This is a genomic window from Salinirussus salinus, from assembly GCF_009831455.1.
Taxonomy (GTDB): domain Archaea; phylum Halobacteriota; class Halobacteria; order Halobacteriales; family Haloarculaceae; genus Salinirussus; species Salinirussus salinus.
The window spans coordinates 218,705-240,787 of the sequence record NZ_WOWO01000003.1; the positions used below are offsets into that span (position 1 = coordinate 218,705).

Genomic DNA, 22,083 nt, shown 5'->3' on the forward strand with positions numbered 1-22,083 from the left:
TTTTGCCGGCGGCCCCGACCCCCGCGTATGCGCGTCAGCGTCATCGGCGGGTCGGCGGTCACGGACGCGGAGTACGAGCGCGCGCGGGCAGTCGGGCGCCTGCTCGGCGAACGGGGTCACGAGCTGGTCTGTGGCGGCCGGGGCGGGGTGATGGAGGCCGCCTGCCGCGGAGTCCAGGAGACGGGCGGCCACGCCATCGCCATCCTCCCGGGCGGGCGGGGCGGGGCCAACGAGTACGTCGACACGGCCATCGCCACCCGGATCGGCAACGCCCGCAACCCGCTCGTGGTGATGAACGGGGACGGCGTGGTCGCGGTCGACGGCGGCCCGGGGACGCTCTCGGAGGTCGGTCACGCGCTGGATTTCGGGCGGCCGGTCGCCGGACTCGGTACCCACCGGGTCGAGGGCGGTGGTATCGACGCGGGGGCGGTCGAGCACGTCGACTCCCCCGAGGCGGCCGTCGACTACGTCGAGCGGGCGGTCCGCGGGGGGTGAACGGGGAGAGGGGGTCGGAGACCGGTTACAGCCAGTCGGCGAAGGAGCCCTCGACGAGCGTGGTGCTCTGGCGGTCGATATACTCGGCCTGCATCCCCCAGACGGCCTCGGCCAGCGGCGCGCCCGCAGCGACGCTGCCGCGGACGTGCTCGTGTTTCCAGCGGGCGGGGGTGGTCCGCCGGTCCAGCCGCTCGCGGAGTGGGCGGATGTACTGGCGGGCCTCCTCGGTTTCGAGCCCGCGGGTCTCGAGCCCGTCCCGGGCGTACTCGAGCAGTTCGCCACAGACCTCGTCGATGGCGGTCGTCTCGGCGCCGTCGGCGGTGACCCAGGTCATGTCGGCCTGCAGGCCGTCACGGCAGGCGGCGTAGAAGTTCTCGCGGGCGGTCTCCCAGTCCAGTCGCCGGACGGGGTGTTGTCGCCGGGTGAGACTCTCCATCAGCCCGGCGAAGACCGCCTCGAAGGCCACGCAGTCACGCAGCGTCGGCTGGGCGGGCAGCGGACGGAACTCGATGCGGGCGTTGGCCGACGAGCGCGAGCCGCCGTCGAAGACCGGACGGACCCACCGCCAGTAGCTGCCGTGTTTGTGCCGGAGGTGGCGAAACCGGTCGTCGAAGCGGTTGCCGTCGGGCACGTCCATCGGGACGATGCAGCTGTCGGTCGCGATGTCGTCGATGGCCTCCTCGACGGTCTCGAAATCGGGCGGAAAACACACCTTCGGTTCCGCGGCGTCGCCCTCGGGGGGGTTGAGCACCGACTCGAAGACGCCCACGCGGTTCTCCATGTGGGCGTCGGCGACGACCCGCTCGCCGGCGACGTCGTCGTACAGGTCCGGCGGGAAAAAGGGGCTGTTGACCCCCAGCGCGAGCAGCGGGCCCGCGACCCGCAGGGCGTACCGGAAGTAGCGGGGCAGGTCCGGGGCGTGGGGCACCTGGTAGTGGGGCTGGATCGAGGTGATCAGGCTCTCGGGCATCACCGTCTCGGCCTGCAGGGAGACGTGGGGGGCATCGAGTGCACACCGGGAGGGGTAGCCGGTGTTGGCCATCGCGTGGTAGCGGACGGCGTCGCTCATGTTCGTCCCGATCATCACGCCGTCCTGCTCGACGGAGTCGGTCAGATACTCCGTGGCGGTCTCGCCGACCGGCGGGACTGTCCACATCCCGTCGGCGACCAGCCGGAGGTCGTCAGCGTTGGCCCGCTCCTGGGCCGGCGCGACGTGGGCCTGCAGCTCCTTCAGCTGGCCCAGCAGGCCGTACTCGGTCAGCGGCTGGGGGCTGGTCTGCATCTCCGCGTTGTGCAGGCCGAGTTCCTTCTCGAAGCCGATCAGCCCCAGCAGCTGGCGGGACATCCGGCGCAGGCCGTCGGTCCCCGCGTCGACACCGTACAGCTCGAGTTCCAGCCCCACCAGCGCCTGGGTGTTGTCGAAGGTCCCCTCGCGTACCTCGCTTTTCAGCTCCTCGGCCTCCGCCAGGGCCGCCTCCCGGAACGTATCGCGGTCGACGGCCAGCGCCTCGCGTACCGCCGCGGCCAGCTCCGAGGCTGACATGCTCGCCCCTTCCGTGCCCAGCGGTTTGAATGTCGCGGCACAGCTCAGACCGGGACGACGACCACGGGCCACGCGGCCTCGGCCAGCAGCGCCCGCACGGTCGACCCCGGCGGCTCGCCGGCCCGCTCGGGGTCGCCCTGTCTGGTGCCCACGACCACCCGGTCGGCGTCGTGCTCCTCGGCCACCTCCCTGATGACTGCCGCGGGCTCGCCTTCCCGCCGGGCGGTCTCGACGGCCGCCCCGGGCAGGCGGGTCCGGGCGACGTTGGCCGCGTCGCCGGCGTCCCGCTCGGCCGTCCCCTCCTCGATGGCCGTCACGACCACGACTTCCTCGACGGTGCCGGCGAGGTAGTCACAGGCCGCCGCCGTCGTGTGGACCGATGCCGTCCCGACGACTGTAGTCATGGTGTCGCTTGGAACCCTGCGACCCTCGCTCTTTCGCCCCGCCATCCGAACGTCTATGCCGGCTCCGGCCCTGACGGCGGCCGTGAGCGACGACACCGCAGGGGGTACCTACACCCTGCTCGTCGAACTCGGGGAGCCGGCGACCGTCGAGGTCGGCGCGCTCGGCGCCGTCGACTTCGCCGCTGGATGGTACGCCTACGTCGGGAGCGCGCTGGGCCCGGGGGGATTCTCGCGGGTCCGGCGCCACCGCGAACTCGCTGCCGGGGAGCACGGGGCCCGCCACTGGCATATCGACTACCTGCTCGGCCACCCCGCCGCCTCGCTTGACGGGGTCGTCGCCTCGGCGGGCACCGACGTCGAGTGTGCCGTCGCTGGAGTGCTCTCCGGCGAGCGGGTCCCCGACTTCGGCTGTTCGGACTGTGGCTGTGACTCCCATCTCCTCTTCCGGGCCGAACGCGAGCGGCTGCTCGCCGACGTCGAGCGCGCCTACAGACGCGCCCGGGCGGACGGGCGCGACGCGAAGGCGGCGAACGGGAACTGATACCAACCGACAGCGTTGTACGACCGCCGGCCCAACCGCGGGTATGCTCGGATTCGTCCGCAGACATCCGCTCGCGACCGGCGGACTGGTCGTCGGTGCGGCGGTCGCCGCGGCGGCCGCCTCGGCCGACTCGTCGCTCGACCCCGTTGCCTGGGACCCACCGAAACCGCCCACGATGACCGGCGCGCTCGCCCCCAACGACAGCCTGACCGGCGCCGGGACCGTCGTCGAGGTCGAGGGTCCCGAGGACGCCGCCTTCGACGACGAGGGGCGACTCTACACCGGCGGGGCCGACGGCACCGTCTACCGGACGGTCGAGCCGGTCGGGCCCGACGACACCGGCCTCGCCGTCGAACCGTTCGCGGAGCCCGGCGGGCGGCCGCTCGGGCTGGCTTTCGACGGCGACGACCTGCTCGTCTGTGCGGAGTCGGCGGGGCTCGTGTCGGTCTCCCCCGACGGGAGCGTCGAGACGCTCGCCGAGCGGGCCGGGGGGCGACCCATCGCATACGCCGACGACCTCCACGTGACCGACGACGCGGTCTACTTCACCGACGCGACCGTCCACGAGCTGTTCCAGCACGAACTCTTCGAGCTGCGCGACACCGGCCGGCTGCTGGCCTACCGCGACGGCGAGGTGACAGTCGAGCTGGAGGGGCTGGGCTTCGCCAACGGCGTCGCCCCGGGACCCGACGGGGAGTCGCTGCTGGTCACCGAGACTTCCCGGTATCGGGTGACCCGCTACTACCACCGCGGGGACCGCGCCGGCGACGTCGAGCCCTTCGCGACGAACCTCCCGGGCTACCCCGACAACGTCGACCGGGTCGCCGACGGCGAGGGGTACTGGGTCGCGGTCCCCGCACCGCGGGACGCGACGCTCGACGAACTCCACCGCCACCCCCGGCTGGTCCGCCAGCTCGGCAAGCTCCCCGAGCGCGTCCTCGCGGAGGTGAACGGCGAGGACTACGGCCTGCTCCTCCGGCTGAACGAGGAGGGGGCAATCGTCGACAGCCACCACGACCCCACCGGGGCGGTCTTCGGCGTCACGTCCGCGACCCCACACGAGGGGAGCCTTTACCTCGGGAGCCTCTGGAACGACCGGCTCGTCCGCGCCCGGCCGGGGTGGCAGTATCCGCCCACGGCCCCCGAAAACGACTAGTAGCTGGCCGCGGTCGGTCGGCCCATGCCATCGGAGCGTGCGCTCACCGCACAGGGGCTGGTCCGGCGGGCCTGCGAAACGCACGCCGGCCGGCCGCTGGCGACCGTCGACGGCGAGACCTGGACCTACGGCGAGGCCTGGGAGCGCGGGGGACGGCTGGCCGCCGCCTTCGCACAGCGGGGGCTGGCGGCCGGCGACCGCGTCGGGCTGATGATGTCGAACCAGCTTGACTACTTCACTGGGCTGTTCGCCTGCCTGCGCGGCGGGTACGCCGCCGTCCCGATGAACGACATGCTCACCGCGGAGGAGTTCGAGTACATGCTCGCGAACTCCGGGGCGCGGGGCGCGCTCGTCGGCGGCGGCTTCACCGACACGCTCGCCGACATTACGCCCGCCACTGACCTCGAGGTACAGGTCGCGGTCAAGGACCCCGCGGGCGAGCAGGTCCCCCTGGAGGAAGCCCTCGACGCAGCCGACGGCGTCCACGACCACCCGGCCGACCCCGACGACCTGCTCATGCTGCCCTATACCGGCGGGACGACCGGCCGGCCCAAGGGCGTGCGCCACACCCAGGAGGGGGTCGCGATGGCGATGCTCGCCCACGTCACCGAGCTCGAGATACGGGACGGCGAGGAGATGCTGTTCACCACGCCGCTCCCCCACTCGGCGGGCTACGTCGCGATGTCCGCGCTCGTCCAGGGTGCCCACTTCACCGTCACCGCCGGCTTCGACCCCGGCGAGTTCCTCGCGCTGGTCGACAGCGAACCGGTCTCCTGGACCTTCCTCGTTCCCACGCAGATCTACCGCGTCCTCGACCACGACGACCTCGCGGAGACGGACGTCTCGGGTCTCGAAACCGTGGTCTACGGCGCCGCGCCGATCACCCCCGAACGGCTGGAGGAGGGGCTTGAGGCCTTCGGGAGCGCGTTCATCCAGCTGTACGGCCAGACGGAGATGCCCGACATCGGCACCATCCTCCCGAAGGGCGACCACGTCGCGGGCGCCGACCAGGTCGGCTCCTGCGGCAAGGCCGCGGCGATGGTCGACCTCCGTATCGCGAACCCCGAGAACCCGGAGGACACCGACCCGCTCCCGGCCGGCGAGGAGGGGGAACTCCTGATGCGCTCGCCGTACGTGATGGAGCGGTACCACGAGCGCCCGGAGGCGACCGCGGAGACGCTGGTCGACGGCTGGCTCCGGACCGGCGACATCGCCCGGATGGACGAGGCGGGCTACGTCTACCTGCTCGACCGGGCCAGCGACATGGTCATCTCCGGGGGGATGAACGTCTACACCACGGAGGTCGAGGACGCCATCGACCGCCACCCCGGGGTCGCCCAGGTGGCCGTCATCGGGATTCCGGACGACGACTGGGGCGAGGCCGTCCACGCGGTCGTGGTCCCGGCCGGCGACGCCGACCTCACCGCCGACGGCGTCCGGGAGACCGCCGACGAACACCTCGCCGACTACAAGCTCCCCAAGTCTATCGAGTTCGTCGAGGCGATCCCGACCACCCCCTACGGGAAGATGGACAAGAAGGCCCTGCGCGAGCCCTACTGGGAGGACGAGGACCGCGAGGTCAGCTGAGCGGGCGGTCTCGGACTGCCGCGGGGAGGGAGCGGATCGGCTGTGAGGAGCGTGGCTGCCGCGGGCGAGGCGGAACGGGTTGGGGCTTTCTCGCTGTCCGTGAAGCTGACAACATCTAGACACCACCGAGCCGCCGGGCCCGAGTTACAGTACGTGTGCCCCCTCGGGCTCGATCCGCGTGCGCTCGGGGAGGACATCGCCGCCGTCCCCGACGCCGACGACGGTCTCGCCGACCATCGCCATCGTCGCCGCGCCGCCGCCGGCCTGCACGCCCTCCACGCGCTCGCGGACCGCGTCGGTCACCAGCCCGGTCGCCTCCGCAAAGTCCCAGGAGAGGTCGAACAGCGCGGGCAACTCCATCTCGGGGTCGAAGGCCGCGAGGGCGTCGTGGCCGGCGGTCCGGACCCGGTCGACAGCCGCGGGGTCGCCGAGCACGTCGCCGGTGGCGATCCCGCCCCAGGAGGCGTACCGGAGTTCGTCGTCGCGGGCGACCCGCTGGCGCCCCTCGCCGGTGTCGTATGCGAAGCCACCCATCTCCTGGACGTAGACGTCGCTCAGCCCCGTGCCGGCCTCGACCTCCGCCCGCGCGGCCACCTCGACCAGTTCCTCGCGCGAGCGGCCGAGCCCGAACTCCGCGTTCGCCGCCAGGACCGTCGACAGCGTCGCCGCGCCGCTGGCGCCGAAGCCCTGGCCGACGGGCATCTCGCTCTCCAGGTCGACCCGGGCTGCGACGCCGAGCTCGTCCAGCGCGATCTCCACGGGCTCGAAGGTGGTGGGCGTGCCGTCGAGGGTGACTGCGGTCGTGTCTGCCGACTCGACCGCGGCGACGATGCCGTCGCTGATGGCGAAACTCACGCCCAGCGAGGTGTCCTCGACCGGCGCGAACACGACAGTCACGCTCCCCGGCGCGCGTGCTCTCATGCGCCGAGAGCACGCGGGTGACTGGCAATAGCGTTCCGATCCCTCGTTCACCGCGCCGACGCCACGAGCACCGACACCGCCAGCCCCAGCAATCCGACATCGCGGACCATCGCGGTCGCGAAGACCGTCCCCGAAAGGGCCGCGAGCCCGAGATAGACGAGCGTCCCCGCCAGCGAGACCGCGACGACCGTCGCCGCCAGCGCGGCCCACCGGTCGGCCAGCAACAGCCCGCCCACGAGCACCTCCGGGGGCCCGTTGAGCCACATGAAGGTTCGTGGGGAGACCACGACCAGTGGCTCGGCCCAGCCGACGATATAGCCTGCCCAGGCGCCCGGCGCGACCAGTTTGTGCAGACCCGCCAGCAGGATCGTTGCCCCGAGGGCGACCCTGGCGACGGTCGCCGGGTCGGGGCCGCGGGCGACCCACGCGCGGTAGCGGGCGTGGGCGGCCCGCAGGCGCTCGCGGAGGTCGGCGCTTCCCGCCGCGCTGTGGGACTCTCCGCCCTCGCCGGCCATCACTCGGCGTGCTCGCGTTTCAGCGAGAGAGCGGTCCGGTCGAACTCGCAGACGATTGTGCCGTCCTGCTTGCGGGCCGTGACGTGCATCGTCACGACCCCGCGCTCGCCGTCGCTGGTTTCCCGTTTGTCCGTCACGGTCGTCTCCGCGCTGATGGTGTCGCCGTGGAAGACGGGGTTGGGGTGCTCGACCTCGTCGTAGGAGAGGTTCGCGACGATGGTCCCGTCGGTGGTCTCGGGGATTGTCATCCCCGTCGCCAGCGCCATCGTGTACAGCCCGTTGACCACGCGCTCGCCGAACTCGGTGTCGGCGGCGTGCTCGGCGTCGAGATGGAGCGGCTGCTGGTTCATCGTCATGTCACAAAACCGCTGGTTGTCGCTCTCGCTGACTGTGCGGGTGCGGGGGTGCTCGATGGTCTCGCCGACCTCGAACTCCCCGTAGTAGCGTCCCGTCATGCGCGCCGGTTGGTGGAGTCCGGTGAAAAGGCTCGGGGTCGGTTTCGAGGGATGTTTATTTTGATGCTTCCGCTGCCAGGACTGCGGAGAACAGCGAGAAAGCCCCCGCTCGCTCGGCTGTTGCGACTCGCTGCGGTCTCTGCTCACGGGCAGCGGGGCGGTTTCACCGCCCCGACGTCGCGGCGCGGAGCGCCGCGCACGGCCCGTTCGCATGGTTCGAGGGACCTGCGGTCCCCCGCTACTCGCCTCCCGGTGGTCGGCTGCGGTCCTTACGTCGTCTCACACGCCGAGCGCGAGGTCGGCAGAGCCGACCTTGTCACACCGTGGCGACGAAGCCGCCACGCGAGCGGCCCCTTTCAGTCCCACCCGACCTGAACAGTCACACCGGGCGCACGCTGTCGCGGCGTCGGCCGCGACAACACCGTGTGAGGGGTGAGGAGCGCAGTGAGCCCCCGAGTCGAACAGGTCGGGGCCTTCTTGTTGGACTGGAGCCTGATTCTGCTAAAACAACCACTGTTAACAACCCCTGTTGCTCCGACGAGACGAACGCTTATGACGTGACACCGTGTAAATGCACACGAGATGAGCAGCACCGTCGAGATAGTTCGCACGCCCGATGTCCTCCACGGGAAGCCCCGGGTGGAGGGGACTCGAATCGGTGTTTTCACGCTCGGCGCGGCTGCCGAGGGCGGTGCGACGGTGGACGCCCTCCTCGACGACTATCCCGCCCTTGACCGCGCAGAGGTCGAGGCAGCCCTCGACTACTACGACGCCCACCCGGAACTGATGGATTACATCCGGATGCAGAAGGAGACACGCAAGCAGGAGTTCGCCGAGCAGAGCCGTGCGCCCACCGCAGAGTCTTGACCGATGCGGATCCTCTGTGACCAGATGGTCAAAGAGCGGTACGTCGAAACGCTCGGATCGGACCCTGAACACACGGTCGCTCGGGTCCGAGACGTCCTGCAGCCGGATGCATCAGACGACGCGGTCGCGAGCTACGCGACGGCGGAGGAGTGGGTCGTACTGACTGTTGACGACGACTTCTTTGACGAAGAGGTCCCGCACGGACTGCTCTACTACGAAGACCACGACCCGCCGTCGGCACGCACGCTTCAGGAGGCCATCCGGGCAATCGACGCCGCGTACGAGACCACCGCTGCAGTCACCGAGTGGCTCCCTGACGGATGGGTGTGACTGCTACTGAGTGTGTGACGGTAGGACTGTGTAACTCTCGGCCCCGAACATAACAATAAAATCACAAGAGATCGGGAGCGTCAGGATGCATAGGCCGACTTAAGCGTTACAGCGAGGGCGCGTATTGACCGCCCAGAATTCTACCAGCTCAGAGGGATGTTCTGATAGCCATGCGAGATGCAGCGCGCGAATGCAGCACCAGACCTCATCTACGACACTGAAACGAGATGGCTCTCATTGGGGTAGTGTTCAGATAAACCGATTACATGCGGAAAGCGAGCGCTTGCAACCAGCTTTCGACAGTCTCCGCTTTGGCGTGGCTGAACGTATTTGACAACTGGTTAGTTCAACTCTTTACTCCGCGAAATATAGGCTCAACAGCGTTCCGATTCCCATGAGCGACATGCTGGAGTCGGAGCCCGTGACGGTGGCAGGCGGCCTGCAGCCAGGTGCGCTATTAACGAGTTGTTTCTCTTGGAGTTCGGAGAGGAACATCTCGGTCAGCGCTAATCTTCTCATCAGAAATATCTGGACGTGGAGCAGGCGGTTCGTAGCGGGATTGAGGGCAGCGTACAGCCAGTATCGCTCGTCGTTAAGCCGAATCACGATTTCATCAACCGCAATGTGAACCGGGTCGGTACTGTCTGTGGGTTGTGGTTCATCCTTCTGCGCCCAGTAATGAACGGTGGAGGTACAGCGGTCGACACCTGACATATCGAGCACAGAACTGATATTTGAAAGTGAGAGTCCAGCCAGATGGAGTCGATTACCGAGCTTCATCGTCGTCTCGAGTGTTGCTTCTCGCTCCATAAACGCTAACTTGAAGCAGTCGGTACAGCCGCTAAGACACGCAATCATGAGCATAGAGCACTCAAAAATCGCACCGCTTCATCTTTGCGTGAACACCGCCCCACGGGTACAATCGAATTCATGTCACCGACGGCCACCGAGTCACTCGCTCAAGGCCCGCATGATGCGATGCGATACGATCCGGTCCCGATAGTCGGCCACAGACCCTTCGCATACTCATGAGTCGGTGGAACTGGGCGTTGTTCGCCGCTGTGAGTATTGACCTTCTCATGCGTGCCGTTGCAGAGATCCTCGGGGCTGGGTCTGTCGCCGTCCTCTCAACCATGGTTCAGCTCGCTGTGCAGTACGGGCTCGGGTTCGACACGATCGTGTGGGGATACGGGTGGGTAATGCTCTGGCTGATTGTGTTCCAGGTTACCCCGGCTCTGTTCCCACAGACGCCCAGGGAAGGGTGGGCCGGTGGCATCCCCAACCGACTGCTGTTCGCAAGCGCAGCTGTGGCCATGGGGCTTATTTTCGAAAGCTGGCTCGCGTATATCGACACGACAGATCCAGTCGCAGCTGTGCTGCTCCAGGACATCACAGGTCGGGTACTGGTCCCGCCGGTTGACGCTGCGAAACTACTCGGCGGCGTCTTCGTCGCCTCCCTCCTGGTCCGGTACGTCGGTCGGACCTCTCTCACCGACGCGGCCGAAGCTCTCGGCGTCTTGTACATCCCGTCGCAGCCGTCTCCGCTCGCCGAGATGAGCGACAGCGGCTCCGCTACCGAGACGGTCACCGGCCGCAAGTATCTCCTAGCCGTCGTCCTCCTTGGACTTCTCCTCAGCACCCTTGTTGTCCTGTTTCCGCTCCCAGAGGTCATCCTCGTCTGTGTCCAACTCGCCAGCGCACTCGCGGTGGTGACAGCACCCGTTTCGCGCGATGAGGCGTCCATCTCTCGTATCCTCAATGGCATTGAAGAGTCGCTAGTCGCGGCGAGCACTGCCGTCTGGGGGGGTGTCTGGGCGGTTCAGCGGGTCCTTTATGCCTTCTTCCTGATCGTCATTCCCGCGTTTTTGACATTAGGGTTGTTCAGGGTGGTCGACCTCGGGGCGCTTCTCAACCAACAGCCGCTCGAAACCATGCTCCTAGCGGTAGGGCTGCTGGTTGCCATCTGTCACGTGTTCCTCTATGTCGCCCGCCTCTGTCAGCGACTGTACGCTGAGCGGCTTGAAGCCGCCTTGCCGCCGTCACGAGAGCCACCTACCCCCTCACCAGTTCCGCTGATGCTCTTCCCTGCCGGACTGTTGTTCGCGGCGGTCTCGCGGGCCCTGTCGGAGCAGGCCCAGGATGAGTTACCGTCCCCGAATAGCATCACGACAGTTGACGTGTCTCCCGCGGTCGCCGTGCTAATAACTGTCGGCATCCTCCTCGCCGTGACCACCGTCTGGAAGTCGCAGGCGTGGCCATCCTTCCTCCCGACGAACCATCTCCCTGACCTCTTGGTTGCCATTCTCAGTCTATTCGTTTTCGGCGTTACCGTTGAGTTGTTCTTCGGCACTCTCGAACCGGGGTCCGCGTTCCAACCCGGTGAGATACTGTCGGGGATTGTGGGAGCGCTCACCCAAATTGTGTTGTTGAGTGTGTTACTTTATTTCTGTCTCCTGCCGTTCTATCTATTCAGTTCGTAGAAAGCTGTAGCCGGGGTCCATTCCTATGTATAATATTCGAGGAATCATGATTCCCACGACACTGATATTGAATACATCCTCTGGGCCTTGTTTAGACGCGGTACAGATCGTCTTCTCCGAATTGAGCTACCTTTCGAAATCGGAGAGAGGGACACTCTCGGACTGAATCTGTTCATCCAATAGTCCACTTCTTCAGGAGCGTCTAAACACGGCCCATCCTCTGTATCTTGCAAGGTGTTTCTGACAGGAGTGGGAGAGGTATAGGCCGACTCTGGTCTATGAATCCCCTGTCTGTAACGGCTCCGAGTGTTGAGGGGTGACGTCGGTACCATCCCATTCACCCCGGGACCCTCGGGGCCATCCGCGTCGGCCGCCCTGCCGCGCGCACGACCCGGGGATTGAGGGGCTGGGCCACGAAGCGCCGGTATGCCACGACGGAGCGTCCTGTTCACGCCCGCGGACAGCCCTGACATGCTGCGGTCGGCACCCGACACCGGCGCGGACGTGCTCGTCTTCGACCTGGAGGACGGGGTCGGCCCCACGGACAAGGACAAGGCCCGCGAGGTCGTCCGGGAGGTCGTTCCCGACATCGCGTTCGACGGCGAACTCTGGCTGCGGGTCAACGACCGCCCGGCACTGCTCGATGCGGACGCCGCCCTCCTCGACGAGGAGCGGGTGGCCGCCGCGCTGGATGGGGTCGTCGTCCCCAAGGTCACGGGCCCGGACGCGGTCGAACGCGTCACCGACCGGTGTCCTCCCGAGGTCTCGCTGCCCGTGCTCGCGCTGGTCGAGAACGCCCGGGGCATTCTGGGAGCGGACGCCATCGCCGACGCGCCTGCGGTCGACGCGCTCCTGTTCGGCGGCGAGGACCTGGCTGGTGACGTCGGCCTCACCCGCACCGAGGGCAGCGAGGAGCTGCTCTACGCCCGCCAGCGGGTCGCCATCGCCGCGGCCGCCGCCGGGATAGACGCCATCGACGGGATCTACACCGACATCCGCGACACGGCGGGGCTCCGGGCGGAGGCGGAGACCGCCCTCCACTTTGGCTACGACGGGAAGACGCTGATCCATCCCGGACAGGTCGACCCCGTCAACGACGTGTTCACGCCCAGCCAGGAGGACGTCGAGTGGGCCCGCCGCGTCGTCGAGGCCGCCGCCGAGCGCGAGGAGGGCGTGTTCATGCTCGACGGCGAACTGGTCGAGGCGCCGATCCGCAAGCAAGCCGAGCGGACGCTGGAGCGGGCGGGCGGGCCGGTGCCGGGCGGCGACGAATGACGGACTCCCCGGGTCAGAGCCAGTCCTCCGCCCAGGATTCGACCTCGTCGAAGACCGGACACAGCGCCTCGCCCTTCGGAGTCAGCGAGTAGTAGGTCGCCACGGGGCGGTCCTCGACCCGGCGGTCGACGAGGTCTGCGTCCTCGAGGTCGTCGAGCACCCGGGAGAGTGTCCGCGAGGACGCGCCCGTCGAGCGCTTGAGTTCGTTGAACCGCTTTTCTCCCTCTTCGAGGTCATAGAGGACGACGAGCCGCCACTGCGAGCCGACCTCCTCGACCGCTTCGACGACCGGACAGGCCGCCGCGTTCTTCTCCTCGACCGATCCCTCGGACTGCTGATGTGCCGACGACATTCCTGACATCTGATTACGGTTATGTCGCCAAGCATACATATAGGTTCGGGAACGAACCAGGTAACGCAATGAAACCAGATCTCGACCCGACAGTCGAATCGGCACGCGAACGCTCCCGCGGCGGTCTCCTGGAGGTGGCGGCATGGTAGCGACCGGCGCCGAGGCCGCCGTCCTGCTGGTCGCCCGCGTCCTCTTCGGGGGCGTGCTCGCCTTCATGGGGCTGAACCACTTCATGCAGACCGGGCAGATGACCGGCTACGCGCAGGCGAAGGGGCTGCCCGCGCCGAAACTGGGAGTGCTCGCCTCCGGCGCCCTGCTGGTGGTCGCCGGGCTGGCCATCGTGGTCGGGGTCTTCCCGCTTCTGGCGGCCGCGGCGCTGGCGGCGTTCCTGCTGGTCTCGGCGGTCGTCTTCCACGACTTCTGGGCGGTCCCCGAGGACCAGCAGCAAGACGAGATGACCAGCTTTCTCAAGAACGTCGCGATGGCCGGTGGAGCGCTTGCCTTCGGCGCGCTCGCCTCCCAGTCCTGGGGGTTCAGCGTCGGCCTCAGCCTCCTGTAAGCGCGCTCACCGCTCCCGCTACTCGCGGGCTGCGCGCTGTGCTTCCGCGAGCGTCAGCTCGCCCTCGTACAGCGCCGACCCGACGACGACCGCCGCGGCGCCGGCCTCGCGCAGCGCCCGGACGTCCTCGACGGTGGCGACGCCGCCGCTCGCGACCACGGGCACGTCGACGGCGTCGACGACCCGGCGGACCGGCTCCGTCCGGACCCCTTTCATTCGGCCCTCGACGTCCACGTCGGTGAAGAGGATCCCCGCGGCGCCCAGGTCGGCGTACCGGCCCGCGGCCGCTGCGGGGTCGAGCCCGGTCCCCTCGGTCCAGCCCTCGACGACTACTTCGCCTCCCTTCGCGTCGAGACTCACGAGCACCCCCTCGGGGTGGTCGGCGCTCACCTCCGCCACGATCTGGGGGTTCTCGACGGCGGCGGTCCCGAGGATGACGCGGTCGACACCGCGCTCCAGCAGGTCCCGGGCGCCCGCCGCGGTGCGGATCCCCCCCCCCAGCTGGACGTCGACGTCCACGGCCGACAGCACGGCGTCGATGGCGTCGGCGTTGACCCGCTCGCCCTCGAAGGCGCCGTCGAGGTCGACGACGTGCAGGGTCTCGGCGCCGGCCTCGACCCACCGGCGGGCGGCCTCCACCGGGTCGCCGTAGCTGCGGCCGGTGTCGCGCTCGCCGCCGACCAGCTGGACCACCTGGCCGTCCTGCATGTCGACCGCCGGAACCACCTCGAAGGCCGGGAACATACCTCCCTGTGGGCGGCGCCCGGTCGAAAGCGTGGCGGTTCGGTCCCCCCCGGCCCGTGCGCTGGCCCCGCCGGCCCGTTATCCGTTCCGTGCCGGCGGTCGCCGGTCCCGGTGGGGGGTCGGGAACGGGCTGCCAGAAGGATAACTTCTAACCCGGTGGGGGACAAACTCCCGCTGATGCCTACCGTAGAGTACCTTAACTACGAAGTCGTGGACGACAAGGGCTGGGACATGTACGACGACGCGGTCTTCGAGGAGGCGGCCGACGCCGGCCTCGACGACGAGGATTACGGCACTCTCGACGTCAACGAGGGCGAGTACATCCTCGAAGCCGCCGAGGCACAGGGCTACGACTGGCCGTTCTCGTGCCGGGCCGGCGCGTGTGCCAACTGCGCCGCCATCGTCGTCGAGGGCGAGATCGACATGGACATGCAGCAGATCCTCTCGGACGAGGAGGTCGAGGACAAGAACGTCCGGCTGACCTGCATCGGTTCGCCGGCCGCCGACGAGGTCAAGATCGTCTACAACGCAAAGCACCTCGACTACCTGCAGAACCGCGTCATCTGACCCGCCGACTCGCCCCGCGCCGGTTCACCGGGCGCGCGAGAGGTATCCACACTCCGTACTTCCGGCGGTCGTGATTGCCTCCAGAGAGGCAGATCCGGGTCCGTCGCCGGCTACACCGGTCTCCCGCCCACCGCCAGCGGGCGGGTCCCCCGACCGGTTTTAGACCTCAGACCAGCCCTTCGCGGTCCCGGAGGTCGTGCCGGCGGACCTTGCCGGTGGTCGTCCGCGGCAGCTCGTCGACGAACTCGAGTTCACGTGGGTACTCGTACTTCGCCAGGCGCTCTTTGACGTAGGACTGCAGCTCCTCGCGGAGCGCGTCGTGCTCCTCGGCGTCGGGGACGAGCGAGACGAACGCTTTGGGGACCTCCCCGCGGGTGTCATCGGGGACGCCGATGACGCCGGCGTCCGCCACGGCCTCGTGGCCGGCAAGCGTCTCCTCGACCTCGACCGGCCCCATCTTGTAGCCCGAGGAGATGATCACGTCGTCCCGGCGGCTGTGGAAGGAAAACCAGCCGTCCTCGTCGACCGTCCCCAGGTCCTCGCTGCGGAGCCAGCCGTCCTGGACCTTCCGGGCGGTCTGCTCGGGGCGGTTCCAGTACTCGGTGAACGGCATCGGGTCGTCGCCGTCGTACCGCAAGGCGATCTCGCCGACCTCGCCCGGCCCCAGCTCCTCGCCCGTCTCCGGGTCCTGGATCCGCACCTCGTGGCCGGGGACGGCCTTGCCCATCTTCCCGGGCCGGTGGTCGAGCCCGAGGGCGCTGCAATCGGAGACGAAGATCAGCGCCTCCGTCTGGCCGTAGACCTCGTGGATGCTGGCGTTCTCGAAGGTGTCGGTCACCTGCTCGGCCACCTCCGCGCTCAGCGACTCGCCGCCCTGGACGACCATCCGCATGGAGCTGGTGTCGTAGCTGTCGCGATTTGGCACCTGCATCATCATCCGCAACAGCGTCGCCGGCCCGCCCGCGAAGGTGACGTCGTACTCCTCGATGAGGCGGTACTCCCGCGCGGGGTCGAACTCGTTTTCGGCGTGGGCGACGACCGGCGTCCCGAAATACAGCGCCGAGAGGATCCCCAGATGCAACGACCCGATCCACGACCACTCGACCGCGATCCGGGCGACGTCGTCCTCTCTGACCTCGAGGTTGTTCCCGCCCATCACGATCCCGGGCAGCCCGCCCAGCAGGCTCTGGTGGGGCAGGACGACCCCCTTCGGTTCGCCCGTCGTGCCGGAGGTGTAGATGATGAACGCGGGCTCGTCGGGGGCGGTCGTCGCCGTCTCGAAGGTCGCCGGCTGCCCCTCGACCGCGTCGGCGAACCGCTCCTCCCCTTCTTGGGGGTCGGCGCCGCCGACCGTCAGGACGGTCTCCAGGTCCGGACAGTCCCCGCGCACCGCCCGGAGCACGTCCAGGCTGACCGCGTCCGCCACGTAGGCGACCGTCCCGCTGTCCCGCAGCCGGAACCCCATCCCCTCGGGGCCGAGCAGGATGCTCAGCGGGACCGATATCGCCCCGAGCTTCCAGGTCGCGATGTGGGTCGCGAGATTTTCAACGCGCTGTGTGCCGTTGACCGCGACCCGGTCGCCGGCCCCCACCCCCCGGTCGGCGAGATAGTTCGCCAGCCGGTTGGCCATCGCCTCCACCTCGCCGAAGGTGTACTCGTGGCTGGTCCCGTCCTGCAACTCGGCGTAGACCGCCGTCCGCTCGCCGTCCAGAGCCGCCCACCGGTCACAGACGTACGTCGCCGTGTTGAACTCTTCTGGGACCTCCCACTCGAAGGACTCCCGGAGCTGTTCGTAGCTGTCCCAGTCTGTCTCGTAGAGGTCGTGGTACGTGTCGAGCCGCGGCGTCACTTCGGCACGGTCTGTCATGGGTCGTGTCACCACAAACCACTATTCCGTAACGGTACAAATCAGTATCCCCGGCCCAGCCCGGCCGGGCCGGCTCGACGCGCCGTCGTCCGTGCGGCCCGACCGCCCGGGAACCCACAACCCCTAATGTGAGGGGGCACCCACCGACGGCCGTGCTCGCCTCGTGGCCGGACCTGCTCCGTCTGCTGGCCATCCCGGCCTTCGCCTGGGTGGCCTACCGCGACGTCAGGACCCGCCGGGTTCCCAACCGGACCTGGTACCCGCTTGCCGCGCTCGCGCTCCTCCTGCTCGCCTGGGAGCTCGGCCCCGTGCTCCTGTCGGGTCCGGCCACGCTCGCCGAGCGCCGCCTGCTGCTCGGGACCGCGCTGAGTGTCGGGATCGTCGTCCCCCTCTCCTACGGCTTCTGGCTGGTCGGCGGGTTCGGCGGCGCCGACGCCAAGGCCTTCTTCGTCGTCGCCGTGCTCTTTCCTGTCTACCCACACTACGCGCTCTGGGAACTCGGTGTGGCGTGGCTCCCCTCCCAGTTGCCCGTCGTCCGGACCACCCTCGGGGTCTTCTCGCTGACTATCCTCTCCAATACTGTGCTGGCCGGCGCCGTCTACCCGTTCGTGCTCGCGGGCCGCAACGCCGTCGCCGGCCGTGTCTCGCCGGCCATGTTCGTCGCCAGGCCCGTCTCTGCGGCCGACACCGTCCGGGAGTACGGCACCCTGCTCCACTTCGACGACCGCCGGCTCCGGGACGTGCGCTCGCTGTCGACCCTGCGTTCTTACTTCTCCTACCGGGGACTGGACCTGGACGCCCTCCGGATGTACCTGCAGTACCGCGGGCTGACACTCGCGGAACTCCGCGCGGACCCCGACCGGTACCGCGACCCCGCCACGCTGCCCGCGGAACCCAACGACCCCGGCGGCGGCGTCGTGCCCGACGGCGGCGACCCGGGCGCGGCCACACCCCCAGACACGGAGGTCCAGACGGGCGACGCCACCGAGGGGGAGGCCTACGACGACCCCTGGGGCGCCGAGCGCTTCCTCGCGGACATCGAGGGGTCGGCCTACGGGACCACGCCCGCGGGCCTCAGGGAGGGGCTGGACGCGCTTGCCACCGAAGAGACGGTCTGGGTCTCGCCGGGTATCCCCTTTCTCGTTCCCCTTTTCGTCGGCCTGGTCGTCTCGCTCACGCTCGGGGACGTCCTCTTCGCGCTGCTGGGACTTGCGGGGCTCCTGTGAGTGACGCCCCGCGGCCGACCGTACCGGTCACGAGGACAAGACCTATCCACGGTCACGACCGACTCCGGGTATGAGCGACGCCGCCGACGCCACCGGGGACGGAGCCCGGGTGGACCTGGCCTTCGACGAGCAGGAACGGATCCCCGCCGTCGCCCAGGACGCCGACTCCGGCGAGGTGTTGATGCTCGCCTACGTCACCGAGGAGGCACTCGCCCGGACCCGCGAGACCGGGCTGGCCCACTACTACTCCCGGAGCCGCGGGGAGCTCTGGCAGAAAGGCGAGTCCAGCGGCCACGTCCAGCACGTCGAGGAGGTGCGGGTCGACTGCGACGGCGACGCCCTGCTCTACCTGGTCAGACAGGAGGGCGGGGCCTGCCACACCGGCTTCGCGTCGTGTTTCCACCGCACCGTCGACGGCGACGTCGTCGGCGAGCGCGTCTTCGACCCCGATGACGTCTACGAGTGACGCCGGCCGCGGCACGAACACCGGGGACGGCGAGGACCTCGTAGCGGACCTGGCGGCGGCCGAGGAGCGCGTCGAGGCCGCCGAGGAGGCCGTCGCGGACTTCGGCGAGGCCGAACTCGAACGGCTGGCGGCGGCCCACGAGGACTTTTCGGGCCTGCTCGACCGCTACGAGGAGCCCGCCACCGGTGACGGCGACTTCCAGCAGTTCATCGAATTCCAGGAGAAGATCGCCGATTTCGTCGACCGCCTCGACGAGGACCTGCTCCTGTACGAGGTCTTCGAGGAGTGTGACGAGTACCTCCAGCAGCGCCGGCTCACCGAGGGCGACTTCGCCCACGTCCGCGAGCAACTCGACCCGGTCGCGGACCTGGCGGCTCGCCTCGAGGAGCGCGACGCGGCCCGCGAGGCCTACCGGAGCGCCCGGACCCGGATCCGGACGCGCCGCCGCGAACTCGCCGACCGGGTCGCCGACCTCGAACGCCTCCGCGACCTCGGCGAGGCCGACCTCGACGCCCCCACGGAGCGCCTGCGCGACCCGGTCGAGGCCTACAACGAGCAGGTGCGGGAGGCCTTCGAGCGCTTTCGCCGCGAGGAGCCGGCCCGCGACGTGCTGGACACGCTCGCGGACCTGGCGGCCATCCCGCTGGTCCCCTACGAGGCCCCGCCAGACGACCTCCACGCGTACGTCCGCGACCACGAGGCCGGCGAGGAGCCGGTCGGCCAGCTGCTCGAGTACGCCGACTACTCCCGCTCGAAGCTGGCCCACTACGTCGCCGACCCGGACGCGCTCAAGCGGGCGGTGGCGACCAGGCGGACCTACCTCAGGGGGGTCGACCCCGGGCCGCTGACCGTCGACTGGCCGCCGCCGGAGGCCGGCGTGTTGCGCTACCGCTGTGACGAGCTGACCGGCGCCGTCGACCGGGTCGCGCCCGACGCCGTGGCGGCCCTGCGGGCAGTCAGGCGCCTCCCCCGGGAGACCGACTACGAGCGGCTCCGGAGGGCCGCGGTCGCGCGCGCGGAGCTGTCCCCGGCGGAGCGCGAGCGGGTCCGGTCGGGCGCCGTCGAGGCGGAGCTGGAGCGGGCCCGCGAGCAGCGGACGCGGCTCGGCGAGGCCCTGGAGACCTACCCCTCGCGGTGACCGGGACGGGCGCGTTCGCGACACGCCGTCCGGGACGCGTCAGACCCCGGCGAGCGCGTCCAGAAAGAGGTCCGCGAGTTCCCGGGCCCGGTCGGGGCCGCGGGCCTCGGCGTACACCCGCACGACGGGCTCGGTCCCGCTGGGGCGGGCGAGCACCCAGCCGTCCGCGAACTCCAGGCGGTAGCCGTCTGTCGTGTCGAGTTCGGCGTCGACCCCTTCTGCGACTGTCTCGATGGCAGACAGCAGCGCCGCCCGCTCCGCTTCGCCCTCGTAGGCGACTTTCTCGCGAACGTTGTGGTAGCCGTCGTAGTCGGTGACGACCTGGCTCGCGGGCTGGCGGGCCACAAGCTCCAGAAAGCGGGCGGCGGTGTACGCGCCGTCCCGGGCAACCCGATAGTCCGGGAAGAGCACCCCGCCGTTGCCCTCGCCGGCGACCGGCACCGACCCGTCACTCGCCCGGATGTCCTGGATCGCCGTGATGATGTGGGTGCTGCCGATCGGGGTCGTCCGCAGCCGCGCGCCCGCCGCCCGCGCCACGTCGGCGAGCCGCTGGGAGGCGTTGACCGCCGAGACGACGACGTCGCCCTCGCCGAGTTCGGCAGCGGCCAGCGCCGCGAGCGAGGCGTCGCCCTCGACCATCTCGCCGCGCTCGTCGACGAAGATCGCCCGGTCGGCGTCGCCGTCGTGGGCGACCCCCAGGTCGGCGTCGGTCGTCCGGACGAGCCGCCGGAGGTCGCCCAGGTTCGCCGCCACCGGCTCGGGGTCCCGTCCCGGGAAGCGGCCGTCGGGCTGGGCGTTGACCGTCAGCACCTCACAGCCAAGTTCGCGAAAGAGTCGCGGGCTCGTGACCGCGCCCGCCCCGTGGCCGGGGTCGAGCGCGACGGTGAGGTCGGCGTCGGCGACCCGCTGGCGGTCGACCGCCTCCAGTACGCCTTCGCGGTACTCCCGGCCCGCGCCGTCGACCTCGCGGGTCTCGCCGGCGGCCTCCCAGCCCGCGAGCGGGACGTCCCCGATCCGAGCCTCGACGGCCTCCAGCCGGTCGCGGGTGAGCTCGACGCCGGTCGCCCCGACCAGCTTGATCCCGTTGTACTCCGGGGGGTTGTGGGAGGCAGTGACCATCACGCCCGGGACGCCCTCGCGCTCGCAGTAGGCCTGGAGGGCGGGCGTGGGGACGACGCCGAGGCGGTCGACGTCAGAGCCCACGCTCGCCAGCCCGGCGGCGACACTGTCGACAAAGAGCGGACCGGTGGTCCGGGTGTCGCGGGCGACTGCGACGCGGGCGGCGTCGAAGACGCGGCCGGCGGCCTGTGCGACCCCGAGGGCGTCGGCGGGCGTCAGCTCTGCGAGCGCCCGCGCCCGGACCCCGCTCGACCCGAACAGCTCCATTCGGGCTCACCTCGGGGACCGGCCAGTATAGTGGTTGTGGACCGCGGCCGACGGCTGCCACGCCGGGGGCTCCAGCCGCAACCGCGCCCGCCACGGGGCCGGACCACCCGCCCGTCCCGACACGCTCCGGAACCGGGCACGCGAGACCGGCAGGGACTTGTCCCCGCCAACCCTGCCCGCGGACATGCCCGATACCGACGACATCGTGGCCGCGCTCCGGGCGGCCGACGCCGTCCGCTTCGGGGAGTTCGAGCTCTCACACGGCGGCACCAGCGACTACTACGTCGACAAGTACCTCTTCGAGACCGCCCCCGACTGCCTCGAACTGCTCGCGGAGGCCTTCGCCGCCCGGGTCGGCGAGACCAAGCTCGCCGGCGTCGCCCTGGGGGCGGTCCCGCTGGTCGCGGCCACGAGCGTCGCCACCGGCAACCCCTACGTCATCGCCCGCAAGCAGGCAAAGGAGTACGGCACGGGCAACCGGATCGAGGGTCGGCTGCGCGAGGGCGAGGAGGTGGTCGTCATCGAGGACATCGCCACTACGGGTCAGAGCGCCGTCGACGCCGTCGAGGCACTGCGGGAGGCCGGAGCCGTCGTCGAGCGGGTACTCGTCGTCGTCGACCGCGAGGAGGGCGCCCGCGAACACCTCGCCGACCACGGCGTCGAGCTGGAGGCGCTCGTCACTGCTTCGGACCTGCTGGAGAGTCGGTAGGCCGCTGTGGCCGTCGATAGCCAGTCGGCCGCTGTGGCCGGGCGCGGACCGGACCCGGCATTCGACTGTCCCTCCCGTGCACACCACCGTCCGCTTCTTGTGTCTCCAGCCCCAACTCGGGGGCGATGGCAGACCTCGAACTGTACGAACTCGACGGCTGTCCGTACTGTGCCAAGGTAACGCGCAAGCTCGACGAGCTGGGGCTGGAGTACGAGTCCCACATGGTCCCCCGGAGCCACGACGAGCGCACCGAGGTGAAGGCGGTCAGCGGACAGACCGGCGTTCCGGTCCTCGTGGACAACGAGCACGGGGTCGAGGGGATGCCCGAGTCCGACGACATCGTCGAGTACCTCGAACAGACCTACGGCCAGCGCGCCGACGTCTGAGCGCCTGATTTTCCGGCGATTCGCGGTTCGGACCCGGGTCGTCGAGTCCCGCGGCTGGGGTGGAGCGAATCAGACCGGCCTGGCGCGGGCGCTGTGCCGTCGTCCCGACGCAGG

At 69.5% G+C, this 22,083-nt stretch carries 24 protein-coding genes and 1 pseudogene; 15 read left to right on the forward strand and 10 right to left on the reverse strand.

The genetic code is table 11. From position 1 onward, the window contains the following. The first annotated feature begins 27 nt into the window (after nt 1-27). Nucleotides 28-495 carry an SLOG cluster 4 domain-containing protein gene (locus tag GN153_RS11015; protein WP_159902690.1) on the forward strand — a complete coding sequence of 156 codons (468 nt, stop codon included), beginning with the start codon at nt 28-30 and terminating at the stop codon, nt 493-495. Nucleotides 496-520: 25 nt separating this feature from the next. On the opposite strand, the gene GN153_RS11020 is transcribed toward GN153_RS11015, so the two are convergent. Both GN153_RS11020 and GN153_RS11025 read right to left on the reverse strand, forming a co-directional pair. Beyond that, a complete protein-coding gene (locus GN153_RS11020) occupies nt 521-2,038 on the reverse strand; it encodes a hypothetical protein (protein WP_159902692.1) in 1,518 nt (505 codons plus the stop codon). 44 nt (nt 2,039-2,082) lie between these two features. Then, a complete protein-coding gene (locus GN153_RS11025; protein ID WP_159902694.1) occupies nt 2,083-2,442 on the reverse strand; it encodes a universal stress protein in 360 nt (119 codons plus the stop codon). A 55-nt stretch (nt 2,443-2,497) separates the two neighbouring features. Between GN153_RS11025 and GN153_RS11030 the strand changes: the two genes are divergently transcribed. Genes GN153_RS11030 through GN153_RS11040 form a run of 3 tightly spaced genes read left to right on the forward strand, consistent with a single transcriptional unit; the run spans nt 2,498 to nt 5,726 of the window. Further along, on the forward strand, nt 2,498-2,983 hold the full coding sequence (locus GN153_RS11030; protein ID WP_159902696.1) for a GIY-YIG nuclease family protein: 486 nt from the start codon (nt 2,498-2,500) through the stop codon (nt 2,981-2,983). A 43-nt stretch (nt 2,984-3,026) separates the two neighbouring features. Then, entirely contained in the window at nt 3,027-4,139 is a 1,113-nt protein-coding gene (locus tag GN153_RS11035) for an SMP-30/gluconolactonase/LRE family protein (protein ID WP_159902698.1), read from the forward strand. A 24-nt stretch (nt 4,140-4,163) separates the two neighbouring features. Then, nucleotides 4,164-5,726 (forward strand): class I adenylate-forming enzyme family protein, encoded by a 1,563-nt coding sequence (locus GN153_RS11040; protein ID WP_159902700.1) that lies wholly within the window; start codon nt 4,164-4,166, stop codon nt 5,724-5,726. A gap of 144 nt (nt 5,727-5,870) precedes the next feature. On the opposite strand, the gene GN153_RS11045 is transcribed toward GN153_RS11040, so the two are convergent. The 3 genes from GN153_RS11045 to GN153_RS11055 are packed head-to-tail and all read right to left on the reverse strand — an operon-like array spanning nt 5,871 to nt 7,617. Continuing rightward, nucleotides 5,871-6,647 carry a GHMP family kinase ATP-binding protein gene (locus tag GN153_RS11045; protein WP_159902702.1) on the reverse strand — a complete coding sequence of 259 codons (777 nt, stop codon included), beginning with the start codon at nt 6,645-6,647 and terminating at the stop codon, nt 5,871-5,873. A 47-nt stretch (nt 6,648-6,694) separates the two neighbouring features. Continuing rightward, complete coding sequence (locus GN153_RS11050) at nt 6,695-7,162, reverse strand: DoxX family membrane protein (protein ID WP_159902704.1); 468 nt, start codon at nt 7,160-7,162, stop codon at nt 6,695-6,697. After that, the gene (locus GN153_RS11055; protein ID WP_159902706.1) at nt 7,162-7,617 is read right to left on the reverse strand and encodes a MaoC family dehydratase; all 456 of its coding nucleotides are present in this window, start codon (nt 7,615-7,617) and stop codon (nt 7,162-7,164) included. The genes GN153_RS11050 and GN153_RS11055 overlap by 1 nt, the downstream gene beginning before the upstream one ends. Before the next feature lie 582 nt (nt 7,618-8,199). Between GN153_RS11055 and GN153_RS11060 the strand changes: the two genes are divergently transcribed. Next, nucleotides 8,200-8,484 carry a DUF433 domain-containing protein gene (locus GN153_RS11060; RefSeq protein WP_159902708.1) on the forward strand — a complete coding sequence of 95 codons (285 nt, stop codon included), beginning with the start codon at nt 8,200-8,202 and terminating at the stop codon, nt 8,482-8,484. Between the two features lie 3 nt (nt 8,485-8,487). Next, nucleotides 8,488-8,814 (forward strand): DUF5615 family PIN-like protein, encoded by a 327-nt coding sequence (locus GN153_RS11065; protein WP_159902710.1) that lies wholly within the window; start codon nt 8,488-8,490, stop codon nt 8,812-8,814. Between the two features lie 262 nt (nt 8,815-9,076). Here the strand turns inward: GN153_RS11065 and GN153_RS11070 are convergent. After that, nucleotides 9,077-9,678: pseudogene (locus GN153_RS11070) on the reverse strand (IS6 family transposase). A 164-nt stretch (nt 9,679-9,842) separates the two neighbouring features. Here GN153_RS11070 and GN153_RS11075 point away from each other — a divergent pair. Together GN153_RS11075 and GN153_RS11080 are read left to right on the forward strand one after the other, a co-directional pair. After that, complete coding sequence (locus tag GN153_RS11075) at nt 9,843-11,294, forward strand: hypothetical protein (protein WP_159902712.1); 1,452 nt, start codon at nt 9,843-9,845, stop codon at nt 11,292-11,294. A gap of 426 nt (nt 11,295-11,720) precedes the next feature. Further along, nucleotides 11,721-12,569, forward strand: coding sequence for an HpcH/HpaI aldolase/citrate lyase family protein (locus tag GN153_RS11080; protein ID WP_159902714.1), 849 nt, complete (start codon nt 11,721-11,723; stop codon nt 12,567-12,569). Nucleotides 12,570-12,582: 13 nt separating this feature from the next. Here GN153_RS11080 and GN153_RS11085 read toward each other — a convergent pair whose 3' ends face one another. Further along, nucleotides 12,583-12,921: a winged helix-turn-helix transcriptional regulator gene (locus tag GN153_RS11085; RefSeq protein WP_159903787.1), complete on the reverse strand. Its 339-nt coding sequence runs from the start codon at nt 12,919-12,921 to the stop codon at nt 12,583-12,585. Nucleotides 12,922-13,063: 142 nt separating this feature from the next. On the opposite strand from GN153_RS11085, the gene GN153_RS11090 reads away from it, so the two are divergent. Beyond that, nucleotides 13,064-13,480 (forward strand): DoxX family protein, encoded by a 417-nt coding sequence (locus GN153_RS11090; RefSeq protein WP_159902716.1) that lies wholly within the window; start codon nt 13,064-13,066, stop codon nt 13,478-13,480. An 18-nt stretch (nt 13,481-13,498) separates the two neighbouring features. On the opposite strand, the gene hisA is transcribed toward GN153_RS11090, so the two are convergent. Then, complete coding sequence (hisA, locus tag GN153_RS11095; protein WP_159902718.1) at nt 13,499-14,224, reverse strand: 1-(5-phosphoribosyl)-5-[(5-phosphoribosylamino)methylideneamino]imidazole-4-carboxamide isomerase; 726 nt, start codon at nt 14,222-14,224, stop codon at nt 13,499-13,501. Between the two features lie 177 nt (nt 14,225-14,401). Here hisA and fer point away from each other — a divergent pair, with 177 nt between their 5' ends. Then, entirely contained in the window at nt 14,402-14,791 is a 390-nt protein-coding gene (fer, locus tag GN153_RS11100; protein ID WP_159902720.1) for a ferredoxin Fer, read from the forward strand. A gap of 166 nt (nt 14,792-14,957) precedes the next feature. Here fer and GN153_RS11105 read toward each other — a convergent pair whose 3' ends face one another. Next, nucleotides 14,958-16,658: an acyl-CoA synthetase gene (locus GN153_RS11105; RefSeq protein ID WP_159902722.1), complete on the reverse strand. Its 1,701-nt coding sequence runs from the start codon at nt 16,656-16,658 to the stop codon at nt 14,958-14,960. A 152-nt stretch (nt 16,659-16,810) separates the two neighbouring features. On the opposite strand from GN153_RS11105, the gene GN153_RS11110 reads away from it, so the two are divergent. From GN153_RS11110 to GN153_RS11120, 3 genes are all read left to right on the forward strand, one after another. Next, the gene (locus GN153_RS11110) at nt 16,811-17,884 is read left to right on the forward strand and encodes an A24 family peptidase (protein WP_159902724.1); all 1,074 of its coding nucleotides are present in this window, start codon (nt 16,811-16,813) and stop codon (nt 17,882-17,884) included. A gap of 70 nt (nt 17,885-17,954) precedes the next feature. After that, on the forward strand, nt 17,955-18,350 hold the full coding sequence (gene hisI / locus GN153_RS11115) for a phosphoribosyl-AMP cyclohydrolase (protein ID WP_159902726.1): 396 nt from the start codon (nt 17,955-17,957) through the stop codon (nt 18,348-18,350). Beyond that, nucleotides 18,334-19,488, forward strand: coding sequence for a DUF7118 family protein (locus tag GN153_RS11120; RefSeq protein ID WP_159902728.1), 1,155 nt, complete (start codon nt 18,334-18,336; stop codon nt 19,486-19,488). Before hisI ends, GN153_RS11120 begins: the two co-directional genes overlap by 17 nt. A 39-nt stretch (nt 19,489-19,527) precedes the next feature. Here the strand turns inward: GN153_RS11120 and glmM are convergent, their stop codons facing one another. Next, entirely contained in the window at nt 19,528-20,874 is a 1,347-nt protein-coding gene (gene glmM, locus GN153_RS11125; RefSeq protein ID WP_159902730.1) for a phosphoglucosamine mutase, read from the reverse strand. 184 nt (nt 20,875-21,058) lie between these two features. On the opposite strand from glmM, the gene pyrE reads away from it, so the two are divergent. Both pyrE and GN153_RS11135 read left to right on the forward strand, forming a co-directional pair. Then, a complete protein-coding gene (gene pyrE, locus GN153_RS11130; RefSeq protein WP_159902732.1) occupies nt 21,059-21,583 on the forward strand; it encodes an orotate phosphoribosyltransferase in 525 nt (174 codons plus the stop codon). 125 nt (nt 21,584-21,708) lie between these two features. Then, nucleotides 21,709-21,969 carry a glutathione S-transferase N-terminal domain-containing protein gene (locus tag GN153_RS11135; protein ID WP_159902734.1) on the forward strand — a complete coding sequence of 87 codons (261 nt, stop codon included), beginning with the start codon at nt 21,709-21,711 and terminating at the stop codon, nt 21,967-21,969. The last annotated feature ends 114 nt before the right edge of the window (nt 21,970-22,083 follow it).